At 64.5% G+C, this 14,084-nt stretch carries 12 protein-coding genes; 7 read left to right on the top strand and 5 right to left on the bottom strand.

Annotated features, from left to right (window positions below; translation table 11 throughout):
• The first annotated feature begins 389 nt into the window (after nt 1–389).
• The gene (locus AC5ZGW_RS11215) at nt 390–1,673 is read left to right on the top strand and encodes an amidohydrolase family protein (RefSeq protein WP_245474758.1); all 1,284 of its coding nucleotides are present in this window, start codon (nt 390–392) and stop codon (nt 1,671–1,673) included.
• Nucleotides 1,674–1,920: 247 nt separating this feature from the next.
• Here AC5ZGW_RS11215 and AC5ZGW_RS11210 read toward each other — a convergent pair whose 3' ends face one another.
• From AC5ZGW_RS11210 to AC5ZGW_RS11195, 4 genes are all read right to left on the bottom strand, one after another.
• Entirely contained in the window at nt 1,921–3,264 is a 1,344-nt protein-coding gene (locus AC5ZGW_RS11210) for a c-type cytochrome (RefSeq protein WP_130226469.1), read from the bottom strand.
• A complete protein-coding gene (locus AC5ZGW_RS11205; RefSeq protein ID WP_130226468.1) occupies nt 3,261–5,468 on the bottom strand; it encodes a xanthine dehydrogenase family protein molybdopterin-binding subunit in 2,208 nt (735 codons plus the stop codon). Before AC5ZGW_RS11205 ends, AC5ZGW_RS11210 begins: the two co-directional genes overlap by 4 nt.
• Nucleotides 5,469–5,478: 10 nt before the next feature.
• Entirely contained in the window at nt 5,479–5,943 is a 465-nt protein-coding gene (locus tag AC5ZGW_RS11200; protein WP_207231038.1) for a (2Fe-2S)-binding protein, read from the bottom strand.
• A 265-nt stretch (nt 5,944–6,208) separates the two neighbouring features.
• Nucleotides 6,209–7,972, bottom strand: coding sequence for a methyl-accepting chemotaxis protein (locus tag AC5ZGW_RS11195; protein ID WP_496113914.1), 1,764 nt, complete (start codon nt 7,970–7,972; stop codon nt 6,209–6,211).
• A 201-nt stretch (nt 7,973–8,173) separates the two neighbouring features.
• On the opposite strand from AC5ZGW_RS11195, the gene AC5ZGW_RS11190 reads away from it, so the two are divergent.
• The 6 genes from AC5ZGW_RS11190 (at nt 8,174) to ybgC (ending at nt 13,198) form a co-directional block, all read left to right on the top strand.
• Nucleotides 8,174–8,920 carry a YebC/PmpR family DNA-binding transcriptional regulator gene (locus AC5ZGW_RS11190; protein WP_130228223.1) on the top strand — a complete coding sequence of 249 codons (747 nt, stop codon included), beginning with the start codon at nt 8,174–8,176 and terminating at the stop codon, nt 8,918–8,920.
• A gap of 183 nt (nt 8,921–9,103) precedes the next feature.
• Nucleotides 9,104–9,631 (top strand): crossover junction endodeoxyribonuclease RuvC, encoded by a 528-nt coding sequence (ruvC, locus tag AC5ZGW_RS11185; protein WP_028163701.1) that lies wholly within the window; start codon nt 9,104–9,106, stop codon nt 9,629–9,631.
• Nucleotides 9,628–10,245 carry a Holliday junction branch migration protein RuvA gene (ruvA, locus tag AC5ZGW_RS11180; protein WP_028163700.1) on the top strand — a complete coding sequence of 206 codons (618 nt, stop codon included), beginning with the start codon at nt 9,628–9,630 and terminating at the stop codon, nt 10,243–10,245. The genes ruvC and ruvA overlap by 4 nt, the downstream gene beginning before the upstream one ends.
• Nucleotides 10,246–10,498: 253 nt before the next feature.
• Nucleotides 10,499–11,542 carry a Holliday junction branch migration DNA helicase RuvB gene (gene ruvB / locus AC5ZGW_RS11175; protein WP_130228225.1) on the top strand — a complete coding sequence of 348 codons (1,044 nt, stop codon included), beginning with the start codon at nt 10,499–10,501 and terminating at the stop codon, nt 11,540–11,542.
• Between the two features lie 217 nt (nt 11,543–11,759).
• Nucleotides 11,760–12,680 (top strand): metallophosphoesterase, encoded by a 921-nt coding sequence (locus AC5ZGW_RS11170; RefSeq protein ID WP_130228226.1) that lies wholly within the window; start codon nt 11,760–11,762, stop codon nt 12,678–12,680.
• A 116-nt stretch (nt 12,681–12,796) separates the two neighbouring features.
• The gene (gene ybgC / locus AC5ZGW_RS11165) at nt 12,797–13,198 is read left to right on the top strand and encodes a tol-pal system-associated acyl-CoA thioesterase (RefSeq protein WP_080663688.1); all 402 of its coding nucleotides are present in this window, start codon (nt 12,797–12,799) and stop codon (nt 13,196–13,198) included.
• A 148-nt stretch (nt 13,199–13,346) separates the two neighbouring features.
• On the opposite strand, the gene AC5ZGW_RS11160 is transcribed toward ybgC, so the two are convergent.
• Nucleotides 13,347–13,991 (bottom strand): glutathione binding-like protein, encoded by a 645-nt coding sequence (locus tag AC5ZGW_RS11160; protein WP_130228227.1) that lies wholly within the window; start codon nt 13,989–13,991, stop codon nt 13,347–13,349.
• Between the last annotated feature and the right edge of the window lie 93 nt (nt 13,992–14,084).

Raw genomic sequence — 14,084 nt, 5'->3', positions numbered from 1 at the left:
CTGATCCCATCAAATTCTCAAGCAGTCTTTCTGTTCTGATCACGCGATGCGGACAGAACGCCGTATGCCGAGCGCATTTGCCTTTCGTAGATCGCAAGCCAAGCGCTCGGCCGAATGAGCGCAATCGGCATTGGTGCATGCCAACATAGCCGGGGAGGAGAATGATGAGCACTTGGCTAAGTGAACGAGAGCAGCGCCTCGTTGCCGGCGCTGAAGCGGCATCGGCGGCGACGCCGATTCCTACCCAGATCGTATCAAACGGCGAGTATCTCCCGCCCCCGCAGAGCGCCCTTCAGAAAAAGGTTGAAACTCGAATTAACGAGCTTGCTGATTCTAACGGCAAACGGCTGGGCCTGAGCCGCCGGCAGTTCCTGCACACGAGCTGCGGCATGGCCGCGGCCTTTCTAGCCATGAACGATGTCTACGGTAACGTCTTTCAAGTCGCGCCGGCCGAGGCCCGCGAACCCGATTTGATGCTTGCCCGGGCGCAAAACCTTGCCGAGCAGTTCATCTTTGACGTTCAGACCCACTTTGTCCGCGACGACTTCGACCACAAGGAGCTGTTGGGACTAGCGCAATTTGCGAGTGACCACTGGAATCCGAAGATGAAGGAGGAAGGCGTGTCGTCGCTCGCCCGCTACAAGTTCCAGAACTACGTTAAGGAGATCTATTACGACAGCGACACCAATATGGCTCTCTTAAGCGGAGCACCGTTCGACGATCCGAGCTGGTGGCTGCTCTCCAACGAGCAGATCGTCAAGGCGCGCGAACTCATCAACGGCTTCGCTGGCTCCCGGCGCCTGCTGGCGCACAGCGTCATAACGCCCAAACAGCCCGGCTGGATGGAGGAGGTTGACAAGGCGATCGAGGTCTACAAGCCGGACTCCTGGAAGTCCTATACGATCGGCGATCCGCTGGCGCCTTCCAAGTTCCCGTGGCGGCTCGACGACGAGCAGGTGATGTATCCGTTCTATGAAAAGGCGGTGAAGGCAGGCATCAACACGCTGTGCATCCACAAGGGATTGCTGCCGCCCGATTACGAGAAATCGTTCGCCGGCGTCTGGGAATACGCGACGGCTTGGGACATCGGAAAGGCAGCCAAGGATTGGCCGCAGATGAACTTCGTGATCTATCACTCGGCGCTGCGGGCGTTCCTCGAGCTGCCGGACAAGGCATGGGCGGATTTCGAACAAACGGGTCGCATCCAGTGGGCCTCCGATCTTGCGGAAATCCCGCAGAAGTTCGGCGTCACCAATGTCTATGCCGAGCTAGGCACGTCCTTTGCCAACTCGGCGGTCGCGCATCCGAAATTCTGCGCCGCGCTGGTCGGCACGCTGATCAAGGGCATGGGCGTGGATCATGTGATGTGGGGCACCGACTCGGTTTGGTACGGCTCGCCGCAATGGCAGATCGAGGCGCTACGCCGGCTCGAAATCCCGGAGGATATGCAGAAGAAGTACGGGTTTGCGCCGCTCGGCGACGCTAACAGCGCCGTCAAGCAGCAGATCTTCGCCGGCAACGCGACCAGGTTCTACAAGATCAAGCTGAGGGCCGCTGACAATAGCAGTATGCCAGCCTTTTCAGAGGACCGCCTGGCGGCGCTCAAGAATGAGTACGCCTTGGGGGCCAAGGAACCCTCGAACCTGCGCTACGGATACGTTCGCGCCGCGTAGAGCATGATCCCGGACTCGGCACCCCTTTGCCGAGGAGACCTCCGTCAATTGGAGAGGGACAACGATTCGCGGCGCGACAAGCTCGCTGTGAATTGCCTTGCCTTCGTCCAATTCGCGTCGATGCGAATTGGACACCGGTTTCGTAGCCCAGGTGGCGTGAAGCGCAACCCAGGGTACCTCCGTCAACCTCTACCAGCGGCCCCGGGTTACGCTGGCGCTTCACCCGGGCTACGGCACTTCCAAATACCTACTGCGCCGTCTGCTGCCGCAGCTCCGCCACGTCCTTCGCCGTGAGCTTCGAGCCCTTGGCGCCGAAACGGGCGGTGACATAGTTGGCGACTGCCGCGATCTCGTCATCCGAATAGGCGTTGCCAAATGCCGGCATCGAGAGCGCGCCGTCCGGCGTGGTGCGCTTGGTGCCGGACAGAACGATCTGCGCGACGTTGGTGGCCGCGGGATCGTTGACCGCCCACGAGCCGGTCAGCGTCGCCGTCGGCGACACCAGGCTCTCGCCGGTCCAGCCGTGGCAGCTCACACAGGCGCCCTCGAACACCATCTTGCCCCTCGCATCCGCCGTTACGCCTTGCTTGTGCGAGGCAGGTGCTGCGGGAGCCGTGGTCGCCGGCAGGTCGGGCGAGGCCTGCGGCGGTACGCTGCGCAGGTAGACGGCGATGGCGCGAACGTCCTCCGGCGCGAGCTGGCTCAGGCTGTTGTCGACAGCTTCGCCCATCGGCCCGGAGGCGGTGCCGTGGCCGAGCGCATGACCGGTCGAGAGGTATGAGACGAGCGCCTCTTCGCTCCAATTGCCGAGGCCGGTGGCCTTGTCGGAGGAGATGTTGAAGGCGCGCCAGCCGGCGGTGACGGCGCCCGCGAATTTCTTGCGGTTGTCGAGCGCGAAGCCGAGATTGCGCGGCGTGTGGCACTCGCCGCAATGCGCGAGCGCTTCGGCGAGGTAGGCGCCCCTGTTCCACTCCGGGCTCTTCGAGGTGTCGGGCGCAAAGCGCGTGTCCGGGTTGAACACCGCCGACCAGAACAGCATCGCCCAGCGCTGGTTGAACGGGAACGCCAACGTGTTCTCCGGCGCCGGCGCGCGCACCGGCGGCAGGCTGAACAGATAGGCCTTCACCGCCAGCAGGTCCTCGTCCGTCATGTAGGTGTAGGACGCATAGGGCATCGCCGGATAGAGCATCGCCCCATCATGGCGCTTGCCGCGCTGGACAGCGTTGAGGAAATCCTGGTCGCTGTAATTGCCGATGCCGGTTTCCTTGTCAGCCGTGATGTTGGTCGAATAGAGCGTGCCGAACGGCAGCTTGAACGCCAGCCCGCCGGCGTATTGCTTCTCACCCGGCTTGGTGTGGCAGACCATGCAGTCCGCCGCTTTGGCCAGATATTCGCCCCGCTCCACCAGGCTCGCTTTCTCCAGCGCTGCTGGCACGCCGGTCGGCCTGCCGGCGCGGTAGTCGGCGACGGCCGCCTTGTTGCCACCTGCGAAATCAAGCGGGCCCGGGCCACGGACGATCCAGACGCCGATCGCAACAGCCGCGATGATGATCACGGCAAGGCTCAACAGGATACGCTTTACCCGTCTCATGCCTTCTTCCCCACGGCGATCAGTGAACGGTCGATCGGCAGGCGCCGCAGCGCCACTCCCGTTGCGGCGTAGATCGCGTTGCGTAGCGCAGGCGGTCCGGCGTTGACGCCGGCTTCGCCAATGCCGCCTGGCGCTTCGCCGCTCTTGACCACGGTGACTTCGATCTTCGGCGTCTCGTTGATGCGCATCATGCGGTAGTCGTGGAAGTTCGACTGCTGCACGCGACCCTTGTCGATGGTGATCTCGCCATAGAGTGCGGCGGTGAGGCCGAAGATCAGGCCGCCCTCGATCTGCGCCTTCACCGTGTCGGGGTTGACCGCGATCCCGGTGTCGACCACCGAGGTGACGCGGCGGAGCGCGATCTCGCCGATGTCGTCGATTTCGGCTTCCACCACGGTCGCAAGGAAGCTCGCAAACGAGGGCTGCACGCAGACGCCGCGGCCGACGCGCGGTGGCAGCTTTTCGCCCCAGCCGGACTTCTCGGCGGCGAGGTTCAGCACCGCGAGCGCGCGCGGACTCTTGGTCAGCATGCTCCGGCGGAATTCGACCGGATCCTTGCCGGCCTTGCGCGCAAGCTCGTCCATTGCGCATTCGAATGCGAACACATTGTTGTTCGGGCCGACGCCGCGCCAGAAGCCTGTCGGCACCGCCGGCGGCTCGGCGCGGACATATTCGACGTGGAAGTTGGAAAAGTCGTAGGGGGTCTCTACGGCGGCGTCGACTGCGTCGATATCGACTCCCTTCTGGAACGCCGGAGGCAGCCAGCGCGCAATGACTGCCGAACCGGCGATCTTGTATTTCCAGGCCGCCACCTTGCCGTCGACCAGAGTCGCGGTGACCTGGTCGCGATAGACCGGGCGATACACGTCGTGCTGGATGTCCTCCTCGCGGGTCCATATCACCTTGACGGGATAATCGACCTGCTTGGCGATCTTCACCGCCGTGATCACCATGTCCGGCTCGAGCTTGCGGCCAAAGCCGCCGCCGAGCAGGTGGTTGTTGACGATCACCTTGTCGACGGGCAGGCCGGCGGCCTTTGCGGCCTCCGACTGCACGCGCGTCATGATCTGCGTGCCGGTCCAGATCTCACAGGCATCCGGCCTGACGTGAACTGTCGCGTTGATCGGCTCCATCGAGGCGTGCGCGAGGAACGGCAGTTCGAAGCTCGCCTCGAATTTGTCGCCGCTCGCAAGACCCTTGGCGATGTCACCGACCGATTTTGCGACCGCGCCGTCCTTCTCGATGGCGGCGCGCAGATGCTGCCAGATGTCCTTTGTGCCGAGCTTTGCGTTAGGTCCCTCGTTCCATTCGATCTTGAGCGCTTCGAGGCCTTTCTTCGCCGCCCACATGTGATCGCCGATCACCGCGACCGTTTCCTCGAGGACCACGACCTTGCGCACACCCGGGATTTTCACCGCAGCGCTGTCGTCGACCTTGCCGACCTTGCCACCGAATACGGGGCAGGCAGCCACCGTTGCTATCTTCATGTTCGGCAGGATCGCGTCGATGCCGTAGACGACCTTGCCGTTGACCTTGTCTGGCGTATCCAGCCGTTTCAGGGGCTGGCCGATATAGACGAAGTCCTTGGGGTCCTTGACCGGGACATCCTTCGGCGCCATCTCGCCTTGCGCGGCCAGCGCCAGTTCGCCATAGCCGAGCTTGCGGCCGCTTGCCGCGTGCACGACTTCGCCTTTCGACGTCGTGCAGCTCGCAGGCTCGACCTGCCATTGCACTGCTGCGGCCTGCACCAGCATTGCCCGCGCACTGGCGCCCGCAGCGCGCAGCGGCTTCCACCAGGCGCGGATCGAGGTCGAGCCACCCGTCGCCTGCAAGCCGAAGACGGGATTGGCGTAGAACTTGTCGTTCGGCGGTGCGTGCAGCACCGCAACCTTTGCCCAATCGGCGTCCAGTTCTTCGGCCAGGATCATCGAGATCGAGGTGTAGATACCCTGGCCCATCTCCACCTGCGGCATGATCAGCGTGGTTTGGCCGCTCTCGTCGATGCGGATAAAGGCGTTGGGCGCGAACTTGCCGTCGGTTGCGTCCTTCGGCTGCTCCGGCTCGTTGACGGCCGCGCGCAGCGGCAGATGGAAGGCGAGCAGGAAGCCGGTGGCCAGCCCACCGGTGAGGAGCGCGCGCCGCGAGACGCCGTTCGCGCTGTTTTCCGGGTGGATTTCTTGGTGGAGTTTTTCTGCTGTCAGCATGGCGCGCCTCCTACGACTGACGTCCGGAGGCGGCCTGCTTGATGGCCTCGCGGATCCGCACATAGGTGCCGCAGCGGCAGATGTTGCCGGCCATCGCCGCATCGATATCGGAATCGTCGGGGTTCGGCGTCGCGGACAGGAGCGCGGCTGCGGCCATGATCTGGCCCGACTGGCAATAGCCGCATTGGATCACTTCAAGTTCGAGCCAGGCCTTCTGCACCTTCGCGCCGGCAGGCGAATTGCCGACCGCCTCGATGGTCGTCACGGGGCGGCCCTGCACCGCGCTCACCGGCAGCACGCAGGAACGCACCGCCTTGCCGTCGATATGCACCGTGCAGGCGCCGCACTGCGCGATGCCGCAGCCGAACTTGGTGCCGGTCATGCCTAAGATGTCACGCAGCACCCAGAGCAGCGGCATTTCGGGCGGCGCATCGAAGGATTTCTGTTCGCCATTGATGGTGAGTGTCGTCGCCATAAGCATACCCCAGATTCAGCGGCCGCGGACAGCGGACGCGTCAACGAAACCGTATCGCATCGCGACGAGCTAGGAAGCGAAGACATGTTTCGCAATGCTAGTTCGTGCTGACCATGCATAGGATGATGAGTGTCATCACATCATCGTGTGCGTTATTCTAGGGGATGGAAGCGAAAATCGATCAAGGCCGCGCGAAAGAACCGTGCGTTTTGAAAAGACTGCGTGAAGTGCCGGACAGTGCGGTGACTGCTTAGAAAAGAGGCCGTCAGAGCCTATACGCCGTGCGGAAGCCGCCCCAGTGCCGGCCGCGTACGCGGACCGGCACGTCGATCTCGCGCATCATCACCATGTTGCCATTGCCCATGTCGCGGGCGTAGCTCTGGATCAGATAGGCGCGCTGGTTGCGCCCGGCGGCGAGGCCGGCCGCGTCATTGAAGATGCGGCGGTTGCGGCTGTTGGCGGTGTTGAAGGCGACATCGCCCGGCCGCTGCGGGTGCGAATAGATCTTGTTGTGCACCGGCAGATAGCCGTTGCGGTCGATCATGGCGCAGAACGCCATCCGCGGATCCTTGGCGAGGAAAGCCTCCTGGAACGGCGGCAGCGCGCGCTCCGCCCAATCCAATATTTTTGTGCGGTACTGCATCGGATTGGTGTCGGATATCTCGACATAGTCGGTGTCGAACATATCCTCGATCGTGACGGCGCCGCTCGCGATCCCGTTCTCGAAAATCCTGGTCAGCGCCACGCCCGCTTCCATCGCGCGCATGACGAACTCGGTGTTCTCGTCGCGGATCGCCCACAATTTGTCTTCGATCGTCTCGCGCAGCTCCAAGGTCAGCGCCTCGAAGCGTGCCTGCGCGCCGGCCTTGGTCTTGTCGGCGATCCGGATCTTGACGGCGCCGACATCCTGAAGTGTGGCGGCAAGGCTCTGGTGCAGTTGCAGGCGTTCGGCCTCGGGTCCCGAGATCAGGATGCCGTCCATGGATATCTCATAGACCGGCGCGGTGACGACGCTGCCGCGCGCTTGCATCTCGAGCTTGAGGTTGCAGGGCAGCCGCTCGCCCTTGCGTGGGTCTTCGCGCTCGCCCTGCCGCAGCAGCACCGCGCAGCGCGATTTCAGTTTTTGCGCAAAGCTGGTCACCGCGCGGCCGGCCTGGGCGACGTCCTTGCCATGCGCTTCGGCGTCCCTGGTGGCCTGATCGATCTCGGCGGCGCTGTCGCCGACCGCGACGATGAAGCTCGAGGCGGAGGCAGCATTCTGCGCGATCTCGCCGGTGGTCTTATGCTGCTCCGTCACCGCGCCGCTGACATGCGCGAACACCGGGCGGATCGCCTCGATCGCCTGCGCGATGCGGTGTACGGCATCGGCCGAGCCCGCGGCGTCCTTCTGCAGTGCCTCGATCTTCTTCGTGATCTCTTCGGTCGCGCCCTGGGTCTGCACCGCCAGCGCCTTCACTTCGGTCGCGACCACCGCGAACCCCTTGCCGGCGGCGCCGGCGCGCGCTGCCTCGATGGTCGAGTTGAGGGCGAGCAGCGTGGTCTGCCGCGCGATCTGTGCGATCAGGTTGACGACGTTGCCAATCGCGGCGGAGGATTCACGCAGGCGGTCGACATTGGCGCGGGCCTCGCGCGCCGCGGCGCCCGCTTCGTCGGCGAGCCGGCCGGCGTCGCGCACCTGCGCGCCGATCCCCTGCGCCGAATCGGTGAATTTGTCGGCGGCCTCCGAGAAGGTCGCGGCCGTGGTCTGCGCCGCATTGGTGCGGCCGGTCAGCGCATCCGTGCGCTCGCGGATGGTCGCAAGCGTCGCCGCGGTTGCCTCGGCCCCGCCGGCCACCGATTGGGCGGCACGCTCGAGTTGCCGGATCATGCCGCCGAGCTCGAGTTCCAGCAGCTCGAGGATTTCCCCGGCCGAACCGGTATCGTGGGAGGGGTTATCGGCCGGCGCCGCCGCTGCGGTCGCAACCTTCGGCTCGACGGCTGCTGCCAAGGGTTCCGGATCTCGCTTGCGAAACAAACCGAACGCCGCCATTGGGGTTCTCTTGCAAGTTGAAATGGACTGTCCGATTCTCCCATCCGTAGGTGAAATCGTGGTTAACGGCTGCCTGATTTTCCGGAAGGCGGCACGGCCGGCATGCCAGATCACGCCGCAAGTCTTTGATTTTGGCCTGTCGGAGGCCTATAACGCCGCGCCTCACCCCCTTTTTGAAAGGCGATTCCCAAGGGACCTCGCATGGCCGGCCATTCCCAATTCAAGAACATCATGCACCGCAAGGGCCGGCAGGATGCCCAGAAGTCGAAGCTGTTCGGCAAGCTGGCCCGCGAAATCACGGTCGCGGCCAAGCTCGGCACCCCCGACCCCGCCATGAACCCCCGGCTGCGCGCCGCGATCGTTGCCGCGCGCGCGGAAAACATGCCGAAGGACAATATCGAGCGCGCCATCAAGAAGGCCGCCGGTAACGAGGGCGAGAACTATGACGAGATCCGCTACGAGGGCTATGGCCCCGGCGGCGTCGCCGTGATCGTCGAGGCCCTGACCGACAACCGCAACCGCGCCGCCTCCGACATCCGCTCCTACTTCACCAAGTCGGGCGGCAATCTCGGCGAAACCGGCTCGGTCGCCTTCATGTTCGACCGGGTCGGCATCATCGAATATGACCACAAGGCCGCCTCCGACGATGCGGTGCTGGATGCGGCGATCGAGGCGGGCGCCGACGACGTCGTATCGAGCGAAAGCGGCCACGAGATCTACGCCTCGCCGGAATCCTACCGCGAGGTCGCGAAGGCGCTGGAAGCGAAATTCGGCGAGCCGCGCAAGGCGTCGCTGACCTGGAAGCCACAAAACACCGTCGCCGTCGATGACGAGACCGGCGAGAAGCTGCTCAAGCTGATGGATCTGCTCAACGACCACGACGACGTCCAGAACGTGTTCGCCAATTTCGAGATCTCGGACGCGCTGATCGCGAAGATGGGCGGGTAGCCCCATCTCTCGTGATGCCGTCATGGCCGGGCTTGTCCCGGCCACCCACGCGTATCCACTCGTGCTGAAGGACGTGGATGCCCGGGACAAGCCCGGGCATGACGAGGTGGGGGCACCGCTTTCCCCGTGCATGACCTCCCCGTTTGTGTTTCGTTCTCGAAACGCAGCGGTTATCACTACCCCATGACAGTCCAGCCGATTCGCAAACCCACCCGCATTCTCGGCATCGACCCGGGCCTCCGCCGCACCGGCTGGGGCGTGATCGAGGTCGAGGGCAATCGGCTGGTGTTCATTGGCTGCGGCTCGATCGAGCCGTCGGAACGGCTGCCGCTGTCAGGCCGGCTGCTTGCGATCCATGAGGGGCTGGCCGCCGTGCTCGGCGATTTCAAACCGGCGGAAGCCGCGGTCGAGCAGACGTTTGTCAACAAGGATGGTGTTGCGACGCTGAAACTCGGTCAGGCCCGCGGCGTCGCCATGCTGGCGCCTGCAATGTTCGGCATCGAGGTTGCCGAATATGCGCCGAACCAGGTCAAGAAAACCGTGGTCGGCGCCGGACACGCCGAGAAGAACCAGATCGCCGTGATGCTGAAGATCCTGCTGCCTAAGGCCGAGCCGCAATCGCCCGACGCCGCCGATGCACTCGCGGTCGCGATCACGCACGCCCATCACCGCCAAAGCACCGCGCTGCGACTGAGAGTAGCCAGCCTATGATCGGCAAATTGAAAGGCCTCATCGACTCCTATGGCGAGGATTATGTGATCCTCGATGTCGGCGGCGTCGGCTATCAGGTGCATTGCTCCGCGCGCACGCTGCAGGCGCTGCCGTCCCCCGGCGAGGCCGCGGTGCTCTCGATCGAGACCTATGTGCGCGAAGACCAGATCAAGCTGTTCGGCTTCCGCACCGACAACGAGCGCGAATGGTTTCGCCTGTTGCAGACCGTGCAAGGCGTCGGCGCCAAGGTCGCGCTCGCCGTGCTTGGCACGCTGCCGCCTTCCGACCTCGCGAACGCGATCGCGCTGCGTGACAAGGCCGCGGTGGCGCGCACGCCCGGCGTCGGGCCGAAGGTCGCCGAGCGCATCGTCAGCGAGCTGAAGGACAAGGCCCCGGCCTTTGCCAATGTCGATCCCGCCGTGGTCCATCTCGCCGGCGCCATCGACAACGAGCGCGCGCCGCGTCCGGTGACCGATGCGATCTCCGCATTGGTCAATCTCGGCTACGGCCAGCCGCAAGCCGCCGCCGCCATCGCCGCCGCCTCGCGCAGTGCAGGCGAGCAGGCCGAAACCGCGCAGTTGATCCGGCTGGGCCTGAAGGAACTCGCGAAGTGATGGCTCACCCTACGGGACTATGCCTTCGCACTGCCTGTTACTGTGCCCTCTCCCCTTGTGGGAGAGGGCAGCACCGGAATCGGCAACGAACACGATTGGGTGAGGGGTTTCTTTCCGCGAGCACCTCGCCCGCGGCGACAACCCCTCATCCGTCGCGCATTGCATGCGCGCCACCTTCTCCCACAAGGGGAGAAGGGAAGGACGCGCGCTTTGCCCACCCTACGATCGCTGCGATCGTCACGGAATTGACGACATGAACCCGCCCTCCCGCATCGTCACTCCCGAACGCCGCGCCGATGATGTCGGCGACACCGCGCTGCGTCCGCAATCGCTGTCCGATTTCGTCGGCCAGGCGCAGGCGCGCAAGAACCTTTCGATCTTCATCGAGGCCGCACGCAAGCGCGGCGAGGCGCTGGATCACGTGCTGTTCGTCGGGCCTCCGGGTCTTGGCAAGACCACGCTGGCGCAGATCGTCGCGCGCGAACTCGGCGTCGGCTTTCGCGCCACTTCGGGCCCGGTCATTGCAAAAGCCGGCGATCTCGCCGCGCTGCTCACCAATCTGGAAGAGCGCGACGTCCTTTTCATCGACGAGATCCATCGCCTGAGTCCCGCCGTGGAGGAGGTACTCTATCCCGCGATGGAGGATTTTCAGCTCGACCTCATCATCGGCGAGGGTCCTGCCGCGCGCTCGGTGAAGATCGAGCTTGCAAAATTCACCCTCGTGGGCGCCACCACGCGCGCCGGCCTGCTGACCAATCCGCTGCGCGACCGCTTTGGGATTCCGATCCGGCTCAACTTCTACACAGAGGAGGAGCTGGAGAAGATCGTCACCCGCGGGGCCCGCGTGCTGAACATCGGCATGAGCCCTGACGGCGCCAATGAGATCGCCCGCCGCGCCCGCGGCACGCCGCGCATCGCCGGCCGCCTCTTGCGCCGGGTGCGCGATTTTGCTTCGGCAGCAGATGCCACCTCGGTCGACCGCGCCATCGCCGACCACGCGCTTTCCGCGCTCGAGGTCGATGCCGCTGGCCTAGATGCGATGGACCGCCGCTATCTCAGCACCATCGCGATGAACTATGGCGGCGGCCCGGTCGGGGTCGAGACGATGGCCGCCGCCCTGTCGGAGCCGCGCGATGCGATCGAGGACATCATCGAGCCCTACCTGATCCAGTGCGGCTACCTGCAGCGCACGCCGCGTGGCCGGCTCCTCACCTCGCATGCCTTCCGCCACCTCGGCCTCGCCGAGCCCACGCGCGATCCCTCGCAATTCGGCCTGTTCGGCAACGACGACGATTGATCTTCGATTGTCGTAGCCCGGGTGAAGCGCCAGCGTAACCCGGGGCCGCTCTTGAACGTTGGTGCAGGAGTCCCGGGTTACGCGTTCGCTCCACCCGGGCTACGGCGACGTGTCTCATCACATCCTCGTGCAGCAGACCCCCTGACAATCTGCACAAGCGCACCGCAATTCCGCTCCAATCGGACCCCATCAACGAGGGGCATCACCGATTGTCCCCATGTTCTCACGACGTCAATTTTTCAGATCCATCGGCGGCCTCACCGCCCTCACGGCGTCGACCTCGGCCTATGGCTTCGGCGTCGAGCCGGTCCTGCGGCTCCGCGTCACGCGTTACCATCTCACCCCACCGCGATGGCCGGCGGATTTCCCGCTGAAGATCGCCGTGATCGCGGACCTGCACGCCTGCGATCCCTGGATGTCGCTGGAGCGCATCGAGACGATCGTCGCGCGCACCAACGCACTTGAGCCCGACATCATCGTCATGCTCGGGGACTACGTCGCCGGCCACCGCCATGTCACCCGCTTCATTCCGGCAAGCGAATGGGCCGCGGTGCTGGCGAACCTCAAGGCGCCGCTCGGCGTGCACGCGATCCTCGGTAACCACGACTACTGGGACGACAAGACCGTGCAGCGCGAGGGTCAGGGGCTGACGGTGGCCCATCGTGCGCTCGAAGCCAACGGCATTCCGGTCTACGAGAACGATGCAAAGCGCCTGACCAAGGCCGGCCGCCCGTTCTGGCTCGCCGGCCTCGGCGATCAGCTCGCTTATATGCCGGCACGGCGTTTCCGCCCCGTGCGCCGTATCGGCGTCGACGATCTCGGCGCGACGCTCGCGAAAGTCACCGACGATGCACCGGTCATCCTGCTGGCACACGAGCCTGACGTCGCGCTGCGCGTCCCCTCACGCGTGGCGCTGCAATTGTCCGGCCATACCCATGGCGGCCAGGTCCGCGTGCTCGGCTGGTCGCCCGCGGTGCCGCCGCGGCAGGGCGTCGAGCTCGCCTACGGCCACCTGCGCACCAATTGCGACGTCATCGTCTCCGGCGGCCTCGGCTGCAGCATCATGCCGTTCCGCATCGGCGTTCCCCCCGAGATCGTGCTGGTGACGCTCGGCAAGGCCGGACCGGCCGTGGCGTAATACGCGCTTGCGTGTGGCGCGGATTTTGCGCAAAAGCTCGATTTTCCCAGCGAGACGATCGAGGTTCGCAAGTGACAGCTCATCTCGACGGCGAGATCCGCGACGGCCGCCATCACATGCAGTGCCGCGTCTATTACGAGGACACGGATTTCTCCGGCATCGTCTATCACGCCAACTATCTGCGCTTCATGGAGCGCGGCCGCACCAATCATTTGCGGCTGATGGGCGCCGAGCAGCATGCGCTGTTTGCCGAGACCGAGGTGGAGACGCCGGGCTTTGCATTCGTCGTGCGCTCGATGCAGATCGATTTCCTGCGGCCGGCGCGGATGGACGATGTGCTCGACGTCGTGACCTGGCCGGTCGCCGTGAAGGGCGCCTCGATCATGCTGGCGCAGGAAGTGCGGCGCGGCGAGGAAGTGCTGGTGAAAGCGCAGGTGCGCGTCGCCTTCATCAGCCAGGGCAGGGCGCAGCCGATCCCGAAATCGCTGCGGCTCTTGCTGAAGGCCGATGTGGTGTGAAGATCGTGCCACAGATTCGGTGTCGTCCCGGCGAACGCCGGGACCCATAACCACAGTGAGCGGTTGTTTGGCGACGACGTCGACCAGATCGCCCCACCGATAGATCCCGCGGTATGGGTCCCGGCTCAAGTCCGGGACGACAGTAGTGTCACGCCGCAGCCTTGTGGCGCGCGATTTCGGCCTTGTAGAGCTCGAACTCCTCCGCGATCGCTTTCGTCACCGAAGGCCGCGCGCGCAGGCGTTCGTAATAAGCCTTCAGCGTCGGCCATTTTACGAGGTCAACCGGCGGCGTCGCCATGGTCCAGTTGATGACGGTGACGAGATAGGCATCCGCCACGCTGAAATGGTCGAGCAGGTAGTCGCGCCCCTTCAGATAATTTTCGAGATAGTCGAGCCGCGACAGGTTCTTCTCCACGACATAGGTCTTCGCGTCCTGCGGCGCCTTCTTGTCGAGCAGCGTCACGAACAGGCCCTTGTGCAGTTCGGTGCCGATGAAGCAGAGCCATTGATGCAGCCGGCTGCGCTCCATGCCGGCGCCGCTGCCGAGATTGGCCTCTGGGAAGCGGTCGGCGACGTATTGCAGGATCGCGGCGTTCTCGGTCAGCACCGCGCCGTCATCGGTGCGCAGCGTCGGCACCAGGCCGAGCGGATTGATCTCTGTGAAATCCGAGCCGTCGTTCAGCACCACCTTACTCCTCGGATCGACCTCGAGATAGTCGGCGCTTGCGCCCGCTTCATACAGCGCGATGCGGGTCGCCATCGAGCAGGCGAGCGGCGAGAAATAAAGCTCCATGGGTGCCTCCTTGGCGGTTCGGCCCGGCGGCCGGGCCTCCTGTTGATTTTTGTACTGTTCTGCATAATATGGTTTCGGTCAAGGAATTTTCTG

The organism is Bradyrhizobium sp. Crot121, assembly GCF_059512385.1.
This window is presented reverse-complemented; position numbering and strand designations above follow the sequence as displayed.

Bases quoted from the DNA above. Each gene is read 5' to 3' on its own strand.
- AC5ZGW_RS11210 (WP_130226469.1), bottom strand. From the start codon at position 3,264: ATGAGACGGGTAAAGCGTATCCTGTTGAGCCTTGCCGTGATCATCATC.
- AC5ZGW_RS11200 (WP_207231038.1), bottom strand. From the start codon at position 5,943: ATGGCGACGACACTCACCATCAATGGCGAACAGAAATCCTTCGATGCG.
- ruvC (WP_028163701.1), top strand. From the start codon at position 9,104: ATGACAGTCCAGCCGATTCGCAAACCCACCCGCATTCTCGGCATCGAC.
- ruvB (WP_130228225.1), top strand. From the start codon at position 10,499: ATGAACCCGCCCTCCCGCATCGTCACTCCCGAACGCCGCGCCGATGAT.
- AC5ZGW_RS11215 (WP_245474758.1), top strand. From the start codon at position 390: ATGGCCGCGGCCTTTCTAGCCATGAACGATGTCTACGGTAACGTCTTT.
- ruvA (WP_028163700.1), top strand. From the start codon at position 9,628: ATGATCGGCAAATTGAAAGGCCTCATCGACTCCTATGGCGAGGATTAT.
- AC5ZGW_RS11190 (WP_130228223.1), top strand. From the start codon at position 8,174: ATGGCCGGCCATTCCCAATTCAAGAACATCATGCACCGCAAGGGCCGG.
- ybgC (WP_080663688.1), top strand. From the start codon at position 12,797: ATGCAGTGCCGCGTCTATTACGAGGACACGGATTTCTCCGGCATCGTC.
- AC5ZGW_RS11205 (WP_130226468.1), bottom strand. From the start codon at position 5,468: ATGCTGACAGCAGAAAAACTCCACCAAGAAATCCACCCGGAAAACAGC.
- AC5ZGW_RS11195 (WP_496113914.1), bottom strand. From the start codon at position 7,972: ATGGCGGCGTTCGGTTTGTTTCGCAAGCGAGATCCGGAACCCTTGGCA.
- AC5ZGW_RS11160 (WP_130228227.1), bottom strand. From the start codon at position 13,991: ATGGAGCTTTATTTCTCGCCGCTCGCCTGCTCGATGGCGACCCGCATC.
- AC5ZGW_RS11170 (WP_130228226.1), top strand. From the start codon at position 11,760: ATGTTCTCACGACGTCAATTTTTCAGATCCATCGGCGGCCTCACCGCC.